We start from the raw sequence: 15359 nt of genomic DNA, 5'->3' as shown, positions 1-15359 counted from the left end.
AAAACCATGAACCCCTGGCAAGGGAGTCCCAGAACCAAGAGGGTCCCAGGCCCCCAGGGGTTCCTGATAAACGAACGCCCCGGCAGCACGGTGCGTGCCGCCGGGGCGAACGAGTGGTACAAGCAGGCAGCGATTAGCGCTTGCTGTACTGCGGGGCCTTACGGGCCTTCTTGAGACCGGCCTTCTTGCGCTCGACCGCACGGTCGTCACGCTTGAGGTAACCGGCCTTCTTCAGGGCGCCGCGGTTGTTCTCGACGTCGGCCTCGTTCAGCGCGCGGGCGACACCGAGACGGAGCGCACCGGCCTGACCGGAGACGCCGCCACCCGCGATGCGGGCGATGACGTCGTAGCGGCCGTCGAGCTCGAGCACCTTGAAGGGCTCGTTGACTTCCTGCTGGTGGACCTTGTTCGGGAAGTAGTCCTCGAGCGTGCGCCCGTTGACCTTCCACTTGCCGGTGCCCGGGACGATCCGGACGCGGGCGATGGCGTTCTTGCGACGGCCCAGGCCGGCGGCCGGCTGCGGGTCGCCGAAGCGCGCGGCGTTCGACTCCGAGGTGTACTCGCCCTCGACGGGGGCCTCGGACTCGGTGGTGTACTGCTCGACGTCAGCGATCTCTTCGAGAGGCTGCTCAACGGTGGTCTCGGCCACGATTCTCCTCAGATTCTTTTTCGTCTTAGGGGGTGGCCGGAACTACTGCGCGACCTGGGTGATCTCGAACGGGACCGGCTGCTGAGCGCCGTGCGGGTGCTGGTCGCCCGCGTAGACCTTCAGCTTCGAGAGCATCTGACGGCCCAGGGTGTTCTTGGGGAGCATGCCCTTGACGGCCTTCTCGATGGCCTTCTCGGGGCTCTTCTCGAGCAGCTCGTCGTAACGGACGGAACGCAGACCACCCGGGTAACCGGAGTGGCGGTACGCCATCTTCTGGGTCTTCTTGTTGCCGGAGAGGTGCACCTTCTCCGCGTTGATGATGATGACGAAGTCACCGGTGTCAACGTGGGGGGCGTAAATCGCCTTGTGCTTGCCGCGCAGGAGAGAGGCGGCGGTGGTCGCCAGACGTCCCAGGACGATGTCCTGAGCGTCGATGACGTGCCACTGGCGGGTCACATCGCCGGGCTTGGGGCTGTACGTACGCACTTCGTAGCCTTCGCTTCTTCAGTGGATGGGGTCCAGACACACGGCACCCAGGAAGCGATCATGCAGCTGGGGCCCACAATGCCGGGGACGCTAACCCGTATGCGAGCCACTGGTAACTGCTCCAGGGAACCTACGTATGGGCCCTTTCGCGTGAGAACGAGGAAGCCAATACGTATCAGTCCACGAGACTACCCGCGCCGCCCCGTATGGGTCAAAACGCGGCTCTGGAGACCGGCACCGCGGGCTCCGCCGCTTCGGGCGACCCTGCCACACCCAGGCTAACGGGCCCCCGCCGGACACAGCACCGCGCGACCGTGACCGCGAGGACACACAGCGTGAAGCAGTCCTTGAAGGCCCGCCTGGTCCCCGGCTCCAGCCACGGCCAGGAGAACCCCGGCACCTGCGGCACGAGCGCCACCCAGAACCAGGGACCACGAGCCGCGGCCCCCGGCGTCAGCACCCCGGCGAGCAGCAGCGGAACCACACACAGCAGATAGTGGTCGTACGAAGGCCGGGAGACGAGAAAGGCCGAAAGCATCAGCATCGTGGCGCACTCCACCACCCGCGCGGGCCCCGCGTCCCCTCTCCCCCACCGCCGCCACGCACACCACACCCCGGCCGCGGCCGCACCCCCGGCGAGCAGCGTCGCCCCCACCTGCGGCACCCCGAGCCGCCCGAGCACCACCGAGGGCGACGCTTCATAGAGACGCACGAAGGAGTCCTCGCCGCGCAGCAGGAACGGCAGCGTCCGCGTGAAGAACCCGGCGGGGTCCGGCAGCACGAGCGCGGCGGCCACCGACACCGCCACGGGCACCCCCACCGCGACCCCCAGCGCCCGCCACCGCCGCGCGAGGACGAAGAGGAGCACGACGGGCGCGAGCAGCGGCTTCACCGCGACGGCGGCGCCGATCACGAGCCCCGCCGCCACCCACCGCTCCCGGCACGCGAGGAGCAGCGCGAGCGGAAGGGCGACGGCGGAGGCCACCGTCCAGTTGCCCAGCTGGACGAGGTGCCCGAAGGGCGCGAAGCCGAGCGCGAGCCCGAGCAGCCCGTACACGGCGAACCGGCTGCGCCACGACACCCCGTGGATCCGCAGCGCGCACGCCCACCCGAAGGCGAGCCCCGCCGTGACGCCCGCGGGCACGAGGAAGCGCACCACGGACGCCGGAAGCAGGACCTGCGGCACCGCCGCGAGCACGGCACCCGGCAGATAGAGGAAGTGCCGGTCGGCATAGGGCGAACGCCCGTCCAGCCACGCCTCGGCGGCGCGCACGACGATCGCGTCGTCCATCCCGCCGTCCGGGTAGCGCAGCCCGACCCGCACCACCCCGGCGGCCAGCACCACGGCGAGCACGCACCACACATGCCGCCCCGCGGGCCGCAACAACCAACCATTTACGGCCGTTTTGCCCTTGTTCATACGCCTCAGGCTAGGTCGGCCACCCCACGCGACCCCGGCTCAACATCCCCAACTCCCCGTCTAAGATGCGCCCCATGAGCTTTGGGCAAGGGGGACCTCAGTGGGGTCCGGGCGGAACGGGCGGGCCCGGCGGCGGGCCCACGCCCGACTGGGCGGCGCTCGCCGAGGCCTCCGAGGCACGCAACCGGCGCCGCAAGTGGCTGCTGATCGGCGGCGGCGCGTTCGCCACGGTCGGCATCGCGGCGGCCGTGGCCATCACGGTCGTCTCCGCGAACAGCGACGACGCCTCGGCGTCGAACAAGCCGGCCAGCGAGCTTCCCGCGACCGCGGACATCCCCGGCGCGAGCGACGACCCCGGCCCGTCCTTCGAGGCCACCACGCCGCCTCCCCCGCCGGACCCCAAGGACTTCATCTCCAGCGCCAAGAAGGACAAGGCGCCGCTCACCCCGGAGGGCCTCTTCCCCGGCAAGACCTTCACCTCGGGCGAGAACGTCTACAAGAAGGGCCCGACGGACAGCACCAAGAAGTGCGCGGCCGTCACCCAGCCCTCCCTCGGCTCGGTCCTCGCCAAGAACGACTGCACGCGCCTGATCCGCGCCAGCTACCTCAAGGACGGCATCGCGGTCACCATCGGCGTCGCCGTCTTCGACACCGCGGCCGACGCCGCGAAGGTCAAGCAGCAGGCCGAGAAGGGTCTGGTCAACTCCCTTTCCGGCAAGGGCGTCCCGGGCTTCTGCCGCACGGGCGTGTGCCGCGGCACGTACAACGCCTACGGCCGGTACGCGTACTTCACCACCACGGGCTACACCAGCGGCAAGGACGTGACGACGAAGGACAGCAAGGCCTACGCCGCCGGCGACACCCTGGCCCGCTTCGCCTTCCAGCGGATCAACCAGCGGGGCGAGGCCCAGGCGTCGGCCGCGGCGGGCGCCCCGCAGTAGTCCGGCGGTTCGGGGCCCGGCCGGGGCTCAGCAGCACCCGGCCCCGGGCAACGTCCGCTTGTTGCGCGCCTCTTTGCTGCGCGCGGCGAGCAACTCGTCGGCGGGGTAGCCGACTTCCTCCAGCGTGAGCCCGTGCGGCCGCACGACGTGCACGGCAGAGTCGCGCACACCGGCTTCGAGCACCTTGCCCGGCCACTCCACGGGCCGGTGCCCGTCGCCCACGAACAGCATGGCCCCGACGAGCGACCGCACCATGTTGTGGCAGAACGCGTCGGCCCGCACGGTAGCTTCGAGAATCCCGTCTTCCCGCCGCTCCCACCGCAGTTCCTGCAGCGTACGAATGGTCGTGGCGCCCTCGCGCTTCTTGCAGTAAGCGGCGAAGTCGTGCTCGCCGATGAGCCGTTCGGCGGCGGCGTTCATGGCGTCGAGGTCCAACTCCCAGTCGTGCCACAGCACATGACCCCGCAACAGCGGATCGACGCCACCAGGGTGGTCGGTCACGCGATAGGCGTACCGCCGCCACACGGCCGAGAACCGGGCGTTGAACCCGACGGGCGCCTCGGCGACCTTCCACACCCGTACATCGTGCGGAAGCCGCCCGGCGAGCCGCCGCAGCAGCTTCTCCCGGTGCTCGTCCCACACGCTCTCCGGCAGATCGACGTGGGCGACCTGCCCCCGCGCGTGCACTCCGCTGTCGGTCCGCCCCGCGACGGTCAGCTCGTACGTCTCCTTCGACCGCGTCACGGTCCGCAGCGCGTCCTCGATCTCACCCTGGACGGTCCGCTGCCCCTCGCGCTGCTTGGCCCAGCCGGAGAAGTCCTTGCCGTCGTAGCTCAGGTCGAGCCGCACCCGGACGAACCCGGGCTCCACTTCCTCACTCACACACAGATCCTCTCAGGAACGCGAAAGCGGGCCCGCCCCAAGGGGCGGACCCGCTCACGAAGGCTCGGCCTCAGGCGTCCTTGGACTCCTCAGCCGGGGCCTCGACAGCCTCGTCGGACTTGGCCTCGACGGCCTCGTCCTTCTTCAGGGCGTCTTCCTTGACGGCACGCTTCGTCGCCGCCTCGGCCTCACCGGTGGCCTCCTGGGCCACGGTCAGGGCCTCAACCAGCTCGATGATCGCCATGGGCGCGTTGTCGCCACGACGGTTACCGATCTTGGTGATGCGGGTGTAGCCACCCGGGCGGTTCTCGTAGCGCGGGCCGATCTCCGTGAAGAGCGTGTGCACGATGCTCTTGTCGGTGATGACGGACAGCACCTGGCGGCGGTTGTGAAGGTCACCCTTCTTCGCCTTGGTGACCAGACGCTCCGCGTACGGACGCAGACGACGGGCCTTGGCCTCGGTCGTCGTGATCCGGCCGTGCTCGAAGAGCTGCTTGGCGAGGTTCGCCAGCAGAAGCTTCTCGTGCGCGGCGCTGCCGCCCAGACGGGCACCCTTGGTGGGCTTCGGCATGGTGTTTCTCCTTGATGTCTGCCCCGGCCGTATCAGGTACCGGAGTCAGCGGAATCCGCGCCCCGTAAGGGGCGCGGGGAACTGCGCAACCAGCCGAAGCGGGCCCGCAGCCAAAATCAAACCGCCGGTCCCGAGCTCTTAGTACTGCTCGGTCTCGACGAACCCGGCGTCCGCGTCGTCGTCCGCGCCGAAGGCGTCGGCGGCGGCGGTCGGGTCGAAGCCGGGGGGCGAGTCCTTCAGCGCGAGACCCATGCCGTTCAGCTTCATCTTGACCTCGTCGATCGACTTCGCACCGAAGTTGCGGATATCGAGCAGGTCCGCCTCGGAGCGGGCCACGAGCTCACCCACGGAGTGGATGCCCTCGCGCTTGAGGCAGTTGTACGAGCGAACGGTGAGCTCGAGCTCCTCGATCGGCAGCGCCAGGTCGGCGGCGAGGGCGGCGTCCGTCGGGGACGGGCCCATGTCGATGCCCTCGGCGTCGATGTTGAGCTCGCGGGCCAGACCGAACAGCTCGACCAGGGTCTTGCCGGCGGACGCCATGGCGTCACGCGGGCGCATGGCCTGCTTGGTCTCGACGTCGACGATCAGCTTGTCGAAGTCGGTGCGCTGCTCGACACGGGTCGCCTCGACCTTGTACGTGACCTTGAGCACCGGCGAGTAGATGGAGTCGACCGGAATGCGACCGATCTCCTGGCCCACCTGCTTGTTCTGCACGGCGGAGACGTAGCCGCGACCGCGCTCGACGGTCAGCTCCATCTCCAGCTTGCCCTTGCCGTTGAGCGTGGCGAGGACGAGGTCGGGGTTGTGCACCTCGACACCGGCCGGCGGGGCGATGTCAGCGGCGGTGACGAGGCCCGGGCCCTGCTTGCGCAGGTACATCACGACGGGCTCGTCGTGCTCGCTGGAGACCACCAGCTGCTTGATGTTGAGGATGAGGTCGGTGACGTCTTCCTTGACGCCCGGCACGGTGGTGAACTCGTGCAGGACACCGTCGATGCGGATGGACGTGACAGCCGCACCCGGGATCGAGGAGAGAAGGGTCCGACGCAGGGAGTTGCCGAGGGTGTAACCGAAGCCCGGCTCCAGCGGCTCGATCACGAACCGGGAGCGGAACTCGTCGACGACCTCTTCGGTCAACGAGGGACGCTGAGCAATCAGCATGTTGCGATCCTTCAGGTCAGGGGCACCCACTATTTGATGCCCTGATGTATTGCAAGGGTACGGGCGATACGCCTCCGAAGAGCCGTACCGCCCGAATCCTCAAGTCAAGCGACGTGCGTCAGACGCGGCGGCGCTTGGGGGGACGGCAGCCGTTGTGCGGCGTGGGCGTCACGTCCTGGATCGAGCCGACCTCAAGACCGGTCGCCTGGAGCGAACGGATGGCGGTCTCACGACCGGAACCCGGGCCCTTGACGAAGACGTCGACCTTGCGCATGCCGTGCTCCTGGGCGCGACGGGCAGCCGACTCGGCGGCCATCTGCGCGGCGAACGGCGTGGACTTGCGCGAGCCCTTGAAGCCGACGTGGCCGGCGGAGGCCCAGGAGATCACGTTGCCGGTCGGGTCCGTGATGGACACGATCGTGTTGTTGAACGTGCTCTTGATGTGAGCGTGCCCGTGGGCGACGTTCTTCTTTTCCTTGCGGCGCACCTTCTTGGCAGCGCCCTGACGACCCTTGGGGGGCATCTATAACTCCTACGGGAGGTGGTCGGTCCTGCAGCGTCAGCTGTCGATAGACCGCTGAGCGAGGACTACTTCTTGCCCGGCTTCTTCTTACCGGCGATGGCGCGACGCGGGCCCTTGCGGGTGCGGGCGTTCGTGCTGGTGCGCTGACCGCGGACGGGCAGACCACGACGGTGACGGAGACCCTGGTAGCAGCCGATCTCGACCTTGCGGCGGATGTCGGCCTGGATCTCGCGACGGAGGTCACCCTCGGTCTTGATGTTGGCGTCCACGTACTCACGGATCTTGACGAGGTCTTCCTCGGTCAGGTCGCGAACGCGGGTGTTGCGGTCCACCTCGGTGGCGTCCAGCGTCTGCTGGGCCAGCGTGCGGCCGATGCCGAACACGTAGGTGAGGGCGACCTCGATGCGCTTGTCGCGCGGGAGGTCAACGCCTTCAACGCGTGCCATTCATGGCTCCTGTTGATTCTTCGGAGGTCTTCAGCAGAACCACTCCCAGGTGCCGTATGAGGTACATCCTGGGTCCCCGGCCTCCGACCGGGGGTGTCGCCCTCCATGACCGACGGAACGTCGGCGGAACTGAAGAGGGACGGGTCCTGCGTATGTGCTTACTTGCGTCGCGCGAAAATCTGCGAACTGCAGTCGTACGTCAGCCCTGGCGCTGCTTGTGGCGCGGGTTGTCGCAGATGATCATGACCCGGCCGTGACGGCGGATCACCCTGCACTTGTCGCAGATCTTCTTGACGCTCGGCTTGACCTTCATTGGGTGAGGTTCTCCGGGTCAGTGCCACCACCCCGCCGGAGCGGGATGCGGGCAAGATCTACTTGTACCGGTAGACGATCCGGCCACGCGTCAGGTCGTACGGAGACAGCTCCACCACGACCCGGTCGTCAGGGAGGATGCGGATGTAGTGCATGCGCATCTTGCCGCTGATGTGTGCCAGGACCTGGTGGCCGTTCTGGAGCTCCACCTTGAACATGGCGTTCGGAAGAGACTCGACGACAGTGCCTTCGATCTCGATGGCACCTTGCTTCTTGGCCACGCTTCGCCCTTCGAATCGACTACCTTGATCGACTCCGCATCTCCGCATGCAGACACACGGATGCACGAGAGCCGACGCGTCAGTCTACGTCAGTGCACCCGGAAAGACGAATCGAGAAAGTCTGCCCCATGACGAAGATCCTTAAGCGGAGGGGTCAGGACCCCAGCGGGTCCGGCGCCACCGAGACCCCGTACGCCGCGAGCCGCTCCTTGCCGCAGTCCGGAGCCGTCAGCACCAGCGGCCCCTCCTCCGTCAACGCCACCGAGTGCTCCCAGTGCGAGGACCAGGTGCCGTCCGTCGTGATGACGGTCCAGTCGTCCTTCAGGACCTCCGTACGCGGCGTTCCCAGCGAGACCATCGGCTCGATGGCGAGGCAGAAGCCGGGCACCAGCTTGGGGCCCTTGCCCCGGCGGCGCTCGACGTAGTTCAGGAGGTGGGGGTCCATGTGCATCTCGGTGCCGATGCCATGGCCGCCGTAGTCCTCGACGATGCCGTACTTGCCGCCGCCCGGCTTCGGCTGCCGGCGGATGTACGTCTCGATGGCCCGGGAGATGTCGACCAGCCGGTTGCCCTGCTTCATGGCCGCGATACCGGCCCACATCGACTCCTCGGTCACCCGGGAGAGCTCGACCAGCTCCGGAGCGTGACCGGTGCCCACGAACGCCGTGTACGCCGCATCGCCGTGCCAGCCGTCGATGATCGCGCCTGCGTCGATGGAGATGATGTCGCCGTCCTTCAGGACGGTCTTGTCGTCCGGGATGCCGTGCACGACGACCTCGTTGACCGAGGTGCAGATCGTGGCGGGGAAGCCGCCGTACCCGAGGAAGTTGGACTTCGCGCCGTGCTCCGCGATCACCTTGCGCGCGACCTCGTCCAGGTCCTTGGTGGTGGCGCCGGGCACCGCGGCCTCACGGGTCGCGGCGTGGATCGCGGCGACGACAAGGCCCGCCTCACGCATCTTCGCGATCTGCTCGGGGGTCTTGATCTGCACCATGGGACTTCCGCTCTCCGTCATCCGTCGAAACGACTACGTACACGCATCGGGTACGTAGACAACAGTACGGCCGCGGTCCCCCTCAGGGGCACCGCGGCCGAAACAGCGTAATGCTTACTTGTCGCCCTTGAGGGCGTCCATCGCGCGCTTGGTGACCTCGTCCACCTTGCCGAGCGCCGAGATCGTGACGACCAGGCCCTGGGCCTTGTAGTGGTCGATGATCGGCTCGGTCTCGCGGTGGTACACGTCGAGCCGCTTGCGCACGGTCTCTTCCTTGTCGTCCCCGCGCTGGTACAGCTCGCCGCCGCAGACGTCGCAGACGCCCTCGGCCTTCGGCTTGCTGTACGTCACGTGGAAGACGTGGCTGGAGTCGTTGCGGCAGATGCGGCGGCCCGCGATGCGCTTGACGACCTCGTCCTCCGGGACCTCCAGGTCCAGGACGGCGTCGAGCTTCTGACCGTCCGCCTTGAGCGCCTCGTCCAGCGCCTCGGCCTGCGACACGTTGCGCGGGAAGCCGTCGAGCAGGAAGCCGCCCTCGGCATCCGGCTGCGCCATGCGGTCCTTCGCCATGCCGATGGTCACCTCGTCGGGAACGAGGTTGCCGGCGTCCATGAACGCCTTCGCCTGCTTGCCCAGCTCCGTGCCCTGGCTGATGTTGGCACGGAAGAGGTCGCCCGTGGAGATGTGCGGGATCGACAGGTTCTTGGCAAGGAACGCGGCCTGCGTTCCCTTGCCCGCACCGGGCGGCCCGACGAGGACGATTCGCATCAGCGGAGGAACCCTTCGTAATTGCGCTGCTGGAGCTGGCTCTCGATCTGCTTCACGGTTTCCAGACCCACACCCACGATGATGAGGATGCTCGTCCCGCCGAACGGGAAGTTCTGGTTGGCCCCGAAGCCCACCAACGCCATCGTCGGCACGAGAGCGATCAGACCCAGATACAGCGAACCCGGCCAGGTGATCCGGTTGAGTACGTAGCTCAGATACTCAGCGGTCGGTCGGCCAGCCCGGATGCCCGGGATGAAGCCACCATACTTCTTCATGTTGTCGGCGACTTCCTCGGGGTTGAAGGAGATCGCGACGTAGAAGAAGGCGAAGAAGACGATCAGAACGAAGTACGTGGCGATGTAAATCGGGTGGTCACCCTTGGTCAGGTTCGCCTCGATCCACTGCTTCCATCCCGAGTTGCCACCCGCGAACTGGGCGACCAGCGCCGGAATGTAGAGCAGCGAAGAGGCAAAGATCACAGGGATGATGCCCGCCTGATTGACCTTCAGGGGGATGTACGTCGACGTACCGCCGTAGGACCGGCGGCCGATCATGCGCTTCGCGTACTGGACCGGGATGCGTCGCTGCGCCTGCTCGACGAAGACCACCAGGCCGACCATGACCAGACCGACGAGGATGACGGTTCCGAACTCGATCCAGCCCTTCGCGAGGTCACCCTGCTCCTTGATGGCCCACAGGGCGCTCGGGAAGGTGGCGGCGATCGAGATGAACATCAGGATGGACATGCCGTTGCCGATGCCGCGGTCGGTGATGAGCTCACCGAGCCACATCACACAGGCCGTACCGGCGGTCATCGTGATGACCATCGTGATGGTGACGAAGATCGACTGGTCGGGGACGATCTGACTGGCGACGGGGCAGCCCTGGAAAAGGGTGCCGGTGCGGGCGGTGGCCACCAGGCCGGTGCCCTGAAGGATCGCGAGCGCGATGGTCAGATAGCGCGTGTACTGCGTGATCTTCGCCGTGCCTGCCTGGCCCTCCTTCTTGAGGGCCTCGAGCCGCGGGATCACCACGGTCAGCAGCTGCAGAATGATGCTCGCCGTGATGTACGGCATGATGCCGAGCGCGAAGATCGTGATCTGCAGCAGCGCGCCACCGCTGAACATGTTGACGAGACCGAACAGGCCCTGGTTCGCATTGGCGTTGTCGATGCAGGCCTGGACGCTCTTGTAGTCGACACCGGGAATCGGCACGTTCGTGCCCACCCGGTAGATCACGATGATGCCCAGCGTGAAGAGCAGCTTCTTGCGCAGGTCGGGCGTCTTGAACGCCCGGGCGAACGCGGTGAGCACGGTGCCTCCTGCGACCCCCGCGCGCGTGCGCCAGAGGTGGTGGTCTGAGGTTCGACGAATACGTATCAGTCAAGAAAACCGTGCGGACAGACCGCACGGAGCTTAGACAGTGCACGCCACCTTACCGGCGACCGTGCCCCCCTTGGAACGACCAACCGGGGATGCCCCTTTTGTGGGGCATCCCCGGTTGGGAATCGTTCATGTCATCGACACGTCTGAGGGATCAGACGAGCTCGGTGACGGTACCGCCGGCGGCGGTGATCTTCTCCTTGGCGGAGCCGGAGACGGCGTCGACCGTCACCTGCAGCGCCACGGTGACCTCACCCTGGCCGAGGACCTTGACGAGGCTGTTCTTGCGAACGGCACCCTTGGCGACGAGACCCTCGACGGTGACCTCGCCACCCTCCGGGTACAGCGCGCTCAGCTTGTCGAGGTTCACGACCTGGAACTCGGTCTTGAACGGGTTCTTGAAGCCCTTGAGCTTCGGGAGACGCATGTGGAGGGGCATCTGGCCACCCTCGAAGCGCTCCGGAACCTGGTAACGGGCCTTGGTGCCCTTGGTACCACGACCAGCGGTCTTACCCTTGGACGCCTCACCACGACCCACACGGGTCTTGGCGGTCTTGGCGCCCGGGGCGGGCCGGAGGTTGTGGACCTTCAGCGGGTTCTGCTCCGCCATGTCAGTCGACCTCCTCAACCGTCACGAGGTGGCGGACGGTGTGCACCATTCCGCGGAACTCGGGGCGGTCCTCCTTGACGACCTGCGTGTTGATGCCCTTGAGACCAAGGGAACGCAGGGTGTCGCGGTGGTTCTGCTTGCTGCCGATGTACGACTTCGTCTGCGTGATCTTGAGCTGTGCCATTACGCACCCGCTCCCGCACGCGCACGAAGGAGAGCCGCGGGGGCGACGTCCTCGAGGGGCAGACCACGGCGAGCCGCGATCTCCTCGGGACGCTGCAGGCCCTTGAGGGCCGCCACGGTCGCGTGCACGATGTTGATCGCGTTGTCGGAGCCCAGGGACTTCGACAGGATGTCGTGAACGCCGGCGCACTCGAGCACGGCACGCACCGGGCCACCGGCGATAACACCGGTACCGGGGGAAGCAGGCTTCAGCAGGACGACGCCCGCCGCCTTCTCACCCTGGATGGGGTGCGGGATGGTGCCCTGGATACGGGGGACCTTGAAGAAGTGCTTCTTGGCCTCCTCAACACCCTTGGCGATGGCGGCCGGCACCTCCTTGGCCTTGCCGTAACCGACACCCACGGTGCCGTCACCGTCGCCCACCACGACCAGCGCGGTGAAGCTGAAGCGACGACCACCCTTCACAACCTTGGCGACGCGGTTGATCGCGACAACGCGCTCAACGTACGCGGTCTTCTCGGCGGCAGCAGCGCCACCGTCGCGACCCTTCCGGTCCCGCCGCTCGCCGCCACCGGCACCGCCACCGCGGCGCTGGGGTCCAGCCATTGGAATTACCTCTCTCTGTTTCCGCTAGCTACGGAACCGACTCAGAACTTGAGTCCGGCTTCGCGGGCGGCGTCCGCCAGGGCGGCGATGCGCCCGGCGTACTGGTTACCACCACGGTCGAACACGACAGCCTCGACACCGGCGGCCTTGGCGCGCTCGGCGACCAGGGCGCCGACCGACTTGGCCTGCGCGGACTTGTCGCCCTCGGCGCCGCGGATCGTGGTGTCCAGGGTCGAGGCCGACGCCAGGGTGTGACCCTTGATGTCGTCGATGACCTGGGCCACGATGTGGCGGTTGGAGCGCGTCACGACCAGGCGCGGACGCTCAGCCGTACCCGAGATGTGCTTACGGATGCGGATGTGACGACGCTTGATGGCAGCACGCTTGTAAGCGTCGCCCTTAGCAATCTTGACACCGTATGCCATGGCTTACTTACCCGCCTTTCCGACCTTGCGGCGGATGACTTCGCCTTCGTACTTGACGCCCTTGGCCTTGTACGGGTCGGGCTTGCGCAGCTTGCGGATGTTGGCCGCAACCTCGCCGACCTTCTGCTTGTCGATGCCCTCGACCGAGAAACGGGTCGCGGACTCCACCTTGAAGGTGATGCCCTCGGGGGCCTCGACCAGGATCGGGTGGCTGTAGCCCAGCGAGAACTCCAGGTTGGAGCCCTTCGCGAGGACGCGGTAACCGACACCGCTGATTTCGAGCTTCTTCACGTAACCCTGGGTCACGCCGGTGATCATGTTCGCCACCAGCGTGCGGGACAGGCCGTGCAGGGCCTTGTTCTGACGCTCGTCGTTCGGGCGGGTGACGTTCAGGACGCCGTCCTCACCCTTAGCGATCTCGATCGGCGCGACGACGGTGTGCGTGAGGGAACCCTTGGGGCCCTTCACCGCGACCGTACGGCCGTCGATGGTGACGTCCACGCCGGCGGGAACCGTGATGGGGAGCTTGCCAATACGCGACATTAGCTATTCCTCCGTTCCCGACTACCAGACGTAGGCGAGGACTTCCCCACCTACGCCCTTCTTGCCTGCCTGCTGGCCGGTCAGGAGACCGTGCGACGTGGAGATGATCGCCACGCCGAGGCCGCCGAGGACCTTCGGCAGGTTGGTGGACTTCGCGTAAACCCGGAGACCGGGCTTGGAGATCCGCTTGATGCCCGCGATGGAGCGCTCACGGTTCGGGCCGAACTTCAGCTCGAGAACGAGGTTCTTGCCGACCTCGGCGTCCTCGACCTTCCAGCCCGTGATGAAGCCCTCCTGCTGGAGGATCTCCGCGATGTGCGACTTGATCTTGCTGTGCGGCATCGCCACGGTGTCGTGGTACGCCGAGTTCGCGTTACGCAGACGAGTCAGCATGTCCGCGATCGGATCAGTCATGGTCATGAATTGGCCTTCGGCCTCTCTCGCCGGGGTTTCCTATCTGCGCCATCCCTCTCCCCACTCAGAGGCGGGACGGGTGCGGCGCGGGGACCTACGGCGTAGTAAGTCGTACGGGGCGGCGGGCGCCCAACCACACAAGCCTAAGCCATGTGCGGCCGGGCCCCTACCGACCCATTGCTTACCGAGAGCCTCCGGTAATCCCTCAAGTCCTCAGGACAGAAGGGAATTACCAGGAGCTCTTGGTCACGCCCGGCAGCTCGCCACGGTGAGCCATCTCACGAAGGCACACGCGGCACAGGCCGAACTTGCGGTACACGGAGTGCGGGCGGCCGCAGCGCTGGCAGCGGGTGTACGCACGCACACCGAACTTGGGCTTACGAGCAGCCTTGGCAATCAGAGCCTTCTTCGCCATCTCGCTTACGCCTCCTTGAACGGGAAGCCGAGGTGACGAAGGAGCGCACGGCCCTCAGCGTCGTTGGTCGCCGTGGTGACCACGGTGATGTCCATACCCCGGACGCGGTCGATCTTGTCCTGGTCGATCTCGTGGAACATGACCTGCTCGGTGAGACCGAAGGTGTAGTTGCCACGGCCGTCGAACTGCTTGGGGGACAGACCACGGAAGTCGCGGATGCGCGGCAGCGCGAGCGACAGGGTGCGGTCCAGGAACTCCCACATGCGGTCGCCACGGAGCGTGACGTGGCAGCCGATCGGCTGACCCTCGCGCAGCTTGAACTGCGCGATGGACTTCCGGGCCTTCGTCACGGCCGGCTTCTGACCGGTGATCGTGGTCAGGTCGCGGATGGCGCCGTCGATCAGCTTCGAGTCACGGGCGGCGTCGCCGACACCCATGTTGACCACGATCTTGACCAGGCCGGGGATCTGCATGACGTTCTCGTACGAGAACTCCTCACGCAGCTTGCCCGCGATCTCCTCGCGGTACTTCGTCTTGAGACGCGGAGTGGTGGTGGTCGTCATCAGATGTCCTCACCCGTCCGCTTGGCAACGCGGATCTTGTTGCCCTCGTCGTCGAAGCGGTAACCGACGCGCGTGACGACCTTGTTGCCGTCCTTCTCCACGACCAGCTGGACGTTGGAGACGTGGACGGGGGCCTCGGTGGTCACGATGCCGCCGGCCTGCGAGCCGCTGGCGGTCGGGCCGGCCTTCGTGTGCTTCTTGACCCGGTTGACACCCTCGACCAGGACGCGCTCGTCGCGCGGGTAAGCGGCAATGACCTTGCCCTGCTTGCCCTTGTCCTTACCGGTGATGACCTGGACCAGGTCGCCCTTCTTGATCTTCATGCTTACAGCACCTCCGGCGCGAGCGAGATGATCTTCATGAACTTCTTCTCGCGCAGCTCACGGCCGACGGGGCCGAAGATACGGGTGCCGCGAGGGTCGCCGTCGTTCTTCAGAATGACGGCGGCGTTCTCGTCGAAGCGGATGTACGAGCCGTCCGGACGGCGGCGCTCCTTGACGGTGCGAACGATGACCGCCTTGACGACGTCACCCTTCTTCACGTTGCCACCGGGGATCGCGTCCTTGACGGTGGCGACGATGACGTCACCGATGCCCGCGTAGCGGCGACCCGAGCCACCGAGAACACGGATGGTGAGGATTTCCTTCGCACCCGTGTTGTCGGCGACGCGAAGTCGCGACTCCTGCTGGATCACGTCTATCTCCTGTTTGTCTGCCGGTTCCCGGCAGGGGCTTCTCTCTTACGAGATGGGCCCCTGCCGAGCCTGGCGGAACGAACTCTGAGG

The 15359-nt window shown here is 66.7% G+C and carries 24 protein-coding genes; 1 reads left to right on the top strand and 23 read right to left on the bottom strand.

Features of this window, described 5'->3' with window-relative positions:
• Positions 1-133 precede the first annotated feature (133 nt).
• The 3 genes from rpsI to ACZ4D5_RS17685 all read right to left on the bottom strand — a co-directional run bounded on the left by rpsI (position 134) and on the right by ACZ4D5_RS17685 (position 2555).
• Complete coding sequence (gene rpsI / locus ACZ4D5_RS17695) at positions 134-649, bottom strand: 30S ribosomal protein S9 (RefSeq protein ID WP_362332563.1); 516 nt, start codon at positions 647-649, stop codon at positions 134-136.
• Positions 650-691: 42 nt separating this feature from the next.
• Positions 692-1135, bottom strand: a complete 444-nt coding sequence (gene rplM / locus ACZ4D5_RS17690) for a 50S ribosomal protein L13 (RefSeq protein ID WP_055569478.1) — start codon at positions 1133-1135, stop codon at positions 692-694.
• Positions 1136-1346: 211 nt separating this feature from the next.
• The gene (locus ACZ4D5_RS17685) at positions 1347-2555 is read right to left on the bottom strand and encodes a glycosyltransferase family 87 protein (RefSeq protein ID WP_467773264.1); all 1209 of its coding nucleotides are present in this window, start codon (positions 2553-2555) and stop codon (positions 1347-1349) included.
• Between the two features lie 74 nt (positions 2556-2629).
• On the opposite strand from ACZ4D5_RS17685, the gene ACZ4D5_RS17680 reads away from it, so the two are divergent.
• Positions 2630-3496: a hypothetical protein gene (locus ACZ4D5_RS17680; RefSeq protein ID WP_467773263.1), complete on the top strand. Its 867-nt coding sequence runs from the start codon at positions 2630-2632 to the stop codon at positions 3494-3496.
• A 27-nt stretch (positions 3497-3523) separates the two neighbouring features.
• Here ACZ4D5_RS17680 and truA read toward each other — a convergent pair whose 3' ends face one another.
• The 20 genes from truA to rplN form a co-directional block, all read right to left on the bottom strand.
• Positions 3524-4378 carry a tRNA pseudouridine(38-40) synthase TruA gene (truA, locus tag ACZ4D5_RS17675; protein WP_467773262.1) on the bottom strand — a complete coding sequence of 285 codons (855 nt, stop codon included), beginning with the start codon at positions 4376-4378 and terminating at the stop codon, positions 3524-3526.
• A gap of 70 nt (positions 4379-4448) precedes the next feature.
• Positions 4449-4949 carry a 50S ribosomal protein L17 gene (gene rplQ / locus ACZ4D5_RS17670; RefSeq protein ID WP_467773261.1) on the bottom strand — a complete coding sequence of 167 codons (501 nt, stop codon included), beginning with the start codon at positions 4947-4949 and terminating at the stop codon, positions 4449-4451.
• A gap of 138 nt (positions 4950-5087) precedes the next feature.
• Positions 5088-6110 (bottom strand): DNA-directed RNA polymerase subunit alpha, encoded by a 1023-nt coding sequence (locus ACZ4D5_RS17665; RefSeq protein WP_016645160.1) that lies wholly within the window; start codon positions 6108-6110, stop codon positions 5088-5090.
• A gap of 118 nt (positions 6111-6228) precedes the next feature.
• Complete coding sequence (rpsK, locus tag ACZ4D5_RS17660; protein ID WP_003948617.1) at positions 6229-6633, bottom strand: 30S ribosomal protein S11; 405 nt, start codon at positions 6631-6633, stop codon at positions 6229-6231.
• Between the two features lie 65 nt (positions 6634-6698).
• Complete coding sequence (gene rpsM / locus ACZ4D5_RS17655) at positions 6699-7079, bottom strand: 30S ribosomal protein S13 (RefSeq protein WP_127912744.1); 381 nt, start codon at positions 7077-7079, stop codon at positions 6699-6701.
• Between the two features lie 199 nt (positions 7080-7278).
• Positions 7279-7392: a 50S ribosomal protein L36 gene (rpmJ, locus tag ACZ4D5_RS17650; RefSeq protein ID WP_003948619.1), complete on the bottom strand. Its 114-nt coding sequence runs from the start codon at positions 7390-7392 to the stop codon at positions 7279-7281.
• A gap of 58 nt (positions 7393-7450) precedes the next feature.
• Positions 7451-7672 (bottom strand): translation initiation factor IF-1, encoded by a 222-nt coding sequence (gene infA, locus ACZ4D5_RS17645; RefSeq protein WP_003948620.1) that lies wholly within the window; start codon positions 7670-7672, stop codon positions 7451-7453.
• Between the two features lie 154 nt (positions 7673-7826).
• Positions 7827-8666 carry a type I methionyl aminopeptidase gene (map, locus tag ACZ4D5_RS17640; RefSeq protein ID WP_467773260.1) on the bottom strand — a complete coding sequence of 280 codons (840 nt, stop codon included), beginning with the start codon at positions 8664-8666 and terminating at the stop codon, positions 7827-7829.
• A 114-nt stretch (positions 8667-8780) separates the two neighbouring features.
• Positions 8781-9434, bottom strand: coding sequence for an adenylate kinase (locus ACZ4D5_RS17635; RefSeq protein WP_362332582.1), 654 nt, complete (start codon positions 9432-9434; stop codon positions 8781-8783).
• Positions 9434-10747 carry a preprotein translocase subunit SecY gene (gene secY, locus ACZ4D5_RS17630; protein WP_467773259.1) on the bottom strand — a complete coding sequence of 438 codons (1314 nt, stop codon included), beginning with the start codon at positions 10745-10747 and terminating at the stop codon, positions 9434-9436. Before secY ends, ACZ4D5_RS17635 begins: the two co-directional genes overlap by 1 nt.
• A 223-nt stretch (positions 10748-10970) precedes the next feature.
• On the bottom strand, positions 10971-11426 hold the full coding sequence (gene rplO / locus ACZ4D5_RS17625; protein WP_055564835.1) for a 50S ribosomal protein L15: 456 nt from the start codon (positions 11424-11426) through the stop codon (positions 10971-10973).
• Between the two features lies 1 nt (position 11427).
• Positions 11428-11610: a 50S ribosomal protein L30 gene (gene rpmD, locus ACZ4D5_RS17620; protein ID WP_005481207.1), complete on the bottom strand. Its 183-nt coding sequence runs from the start codon at positions 11608-11610 to the stop codon at positions 11428-11430.
• Positions 11610-12215 carry a 30S ribosomal protein S5 gene (rpsE, locus tag ACZ4D5_RS17615; RefSeq protein ID WP_016645168.1) on the bottom strand — a complete coding sequence of 202 codons (606 nt, stop codon included), beginning with the start codon at positions 12213-12215 and terminating at the stop codon, positions 11610-11612. Before rpsE ends, rpmD begins: the two co-directional genes overlap by 1 nt.
• 41 nt (positions 12216-12256) lie before the next feature.
• Entirely contained in the window at positions 12257-12640 is a 384-nt protein-coding gene (gene rplR, locus ACZ4D5_RS17610; RefSeq protein ID WP_055553510.1) for a 50S ribosomal protein L18, read from the bottom strand.
• 3 nt (positions 12641-12643) lie between these two features.
• Positions 12644-13183, bottom strand: a complete 540-nt coding sequence (rplF, locus tag ACZ4D5_RS17605; protein ID WP_055698229.1) for a 50S ribosomal protein L6 — start codon at positions 13181-13183, stop codon at positions 12644-12646.
• Positions 13184-13204: 21 nt separating this feature from the next.
• Complete coding sequence (gene rpsH, locus ACZ4D5_RS17600) at positions 13205-13603, bottom strand: 30S ribosomal protein S8 (protein WP_018528360.1); 399 nt, start codon at positions 13601-13603, stop codon at positions 13205-13207.
• 223 nt (positions 13604-13826) lie between these two features.
• Positions 13827-14012: a type Z 30S ribosomal protein S14 gene (locus ACZ4D5_RS17595; RefSeq protein ID WP_003956452.1), complete on the bottom strand. Its 186-nt coding sequence runs from the start codon at positions 14010-14012 to the stop codon at positions 13827-13829.
• 5 nt (positions 14013-14017) lie between these two features.
• The gene (gene rplE / locus ACZ4D5_RS17590; protein ID WP_062775145.1) at positions 14018-14575 is read right to left on the bottom strand and encodes a 50S ribosomal protein L5; all 558 of its coding nucleotides are present in this window, start codon (positions 14573-14575) and stop codon (positions 14018-14020) included.
• A complete protein-coding gene (gene rplX / locus ACZ4D5_RS17585; RefSeq protein ID WP_016645174.1) occupies positions 14575-14898 on the bottom strand; it encodes a 50S ribosomal protein L24 in 324 nt (107 codons plus the stop codon). Before rplX ends, rplE begins: the two co-directional genes overlap by 1 nt.
• Positions 14899-14900: 2 nt before the next feature.
• Positions 14901-15269 (bottom strand): 50S ribosomal protein L14, encoded by a 369-nt coding sequence (gene rplN, locus ACZ4D5_RS17580; RefSeq protein ID WP_003974257.1) that lies wholly within the window; start codon positions 15267-15269, stop codon positions 14901-14903.
• Positions 15270-15359: the final 90 nt, after the last annotated feature.

The sequence above is a fragment of the Streptomyces sp. NPDC025651 genome, assembly GCF_055558735.1.
Note: the sequence above shows the minus strand (reverse complement) of the source record. Positions and strands in the feature narration are given on the sequence as shown.

Excerpts from the sequence above, each read along its gene's own strand:
- rplF (WP_055698229.1), bottom strand. The coding sequence starts at position 13,183 with ATGTCGCGTATTGGCAAGCTCCCCATCACGGTTCCCGCCGGCGTGGAC.
- rplR (WP_055553510.1), bottom strand. The coding sequence starts at position 12,640 with ATGGCATACGGTGTCAAGATTGCTAAGGGCGACGCTTACAAGCGTGCT.
- rpsK (WP_003948617.1), bottom strand. The coding sequence starts at position 6,633 with ATGCCCCCCAAGGGTCGTCAGGGCGCTGCCAAGAAGGTGCGCCGCAAG.
- rplQ (WP_467773261.1), bottom strand. The coding sequence starts at position 4,949 with ATGCCGAAGCCCACCAAGGGTGCCCGTCTGGGCGGCAGCGCCGCGCAC.
- rpsE (WP_016645168.1), bottom strand. The coding sequence starts at position 12,215 with ATGGCTGGACCCCAGCGCCGCGGTGGCGGTGCCGGTGGCGGCGAGCGG.
- map (WP_467773260.1), bottom strand. The coding sequence starts at position 8,666 with ATGGTGCAGATCAAGACCCCCGAGCAGATCGCGAAGATGCGTGAGGCG.
- ACZ4D5_RS17680 (WP_467773263.1), top strand. The coding sequence starts at position 2,630 with ATGAGCTTTGGGCAAGGGGGACCTCAGTGGGGTCCGGGCGGAACGGGC.
- rpsM (WP_127912744.1), bottom strand. The coding sequence starts at position 7,079 with ATGGCACGCGTTGAAGGCGTTGACCTCCCGCGCGACAAGCGCATCGAG.
- rpmD (WP_005481207.1), bottom strand. The coding sequence starts at position 11,610 with ATGGCACAGCTCAAGATCACGCAGACGAAGTCGTACATCGGCAGCAAG.
- ACZ4D5_RS17685 (WP_467773264.1), bottom strand. The coding sequence starts at position 2,555 with ATGAACAAGGGCAAAACGGCCGTAAATGGTTGGTTGTTGCGGCCCGCG.
- ACZ4D5_RS17595 (WP_003956452.1), bottom strand. The coding sequence starts at position 14,012 with ATGGCGAAGAAGGCTCTGATTGCCAAGGCTGCTCGTAAGCCCAAGTTC.
- rplE (WP_062775145.1), bottom strand. The coding sequence starts at position 14,575 with ATGACGACCACCACCACTCCGCGTCTCAAGACGAAGTACCGCGAGGAG.
- rpmJ (WP_003948619.1), bottom strand. The coding sequence starts at position 7,392 with ATGAAGGTCAAGCCGAGCGTCAAGAAGATCTGCGACAAGTGCAGGGTG.
- rplO (WP_055564835.1), bottom strand. The coding sequence starts at position 11,426 with ATGGCGGAGCAGAACCCGCTGAAGGTCCACAACCTCCGGCCCGCCCCG.
- rplX (WP_016645174.1), bottom strand. The coding sequence starts at position 14,898 with ATGAAGATCAAGAAGGGCGACCTGGTCCAGGTCATCACCGGTAAGGAC.
- ACZ4D5_RS17665 (WP_016645160.1), bottom strand. The coding sequence starts at position 6,110 with ATGCTGATTGCTCAGCGTCCCTCGTTGACCGAAGAGGTCGTCGACGAG.
- ACZ4D5_RS17635 (WP_362332582.1), bottom strand. The coding sequence starts at position 9,434 with ATGCGAATCGTCCTCGTCGGGCCGCCCGGTGCGGGCAAGGGAACGCAG.
- rpsH (WP_018528360.1), bottom strand. The coding sequence starts at position 13,603 with ATGACCATGACTGATCCGATCGCGGACATGCTGACTCGTCTGCGTAAC.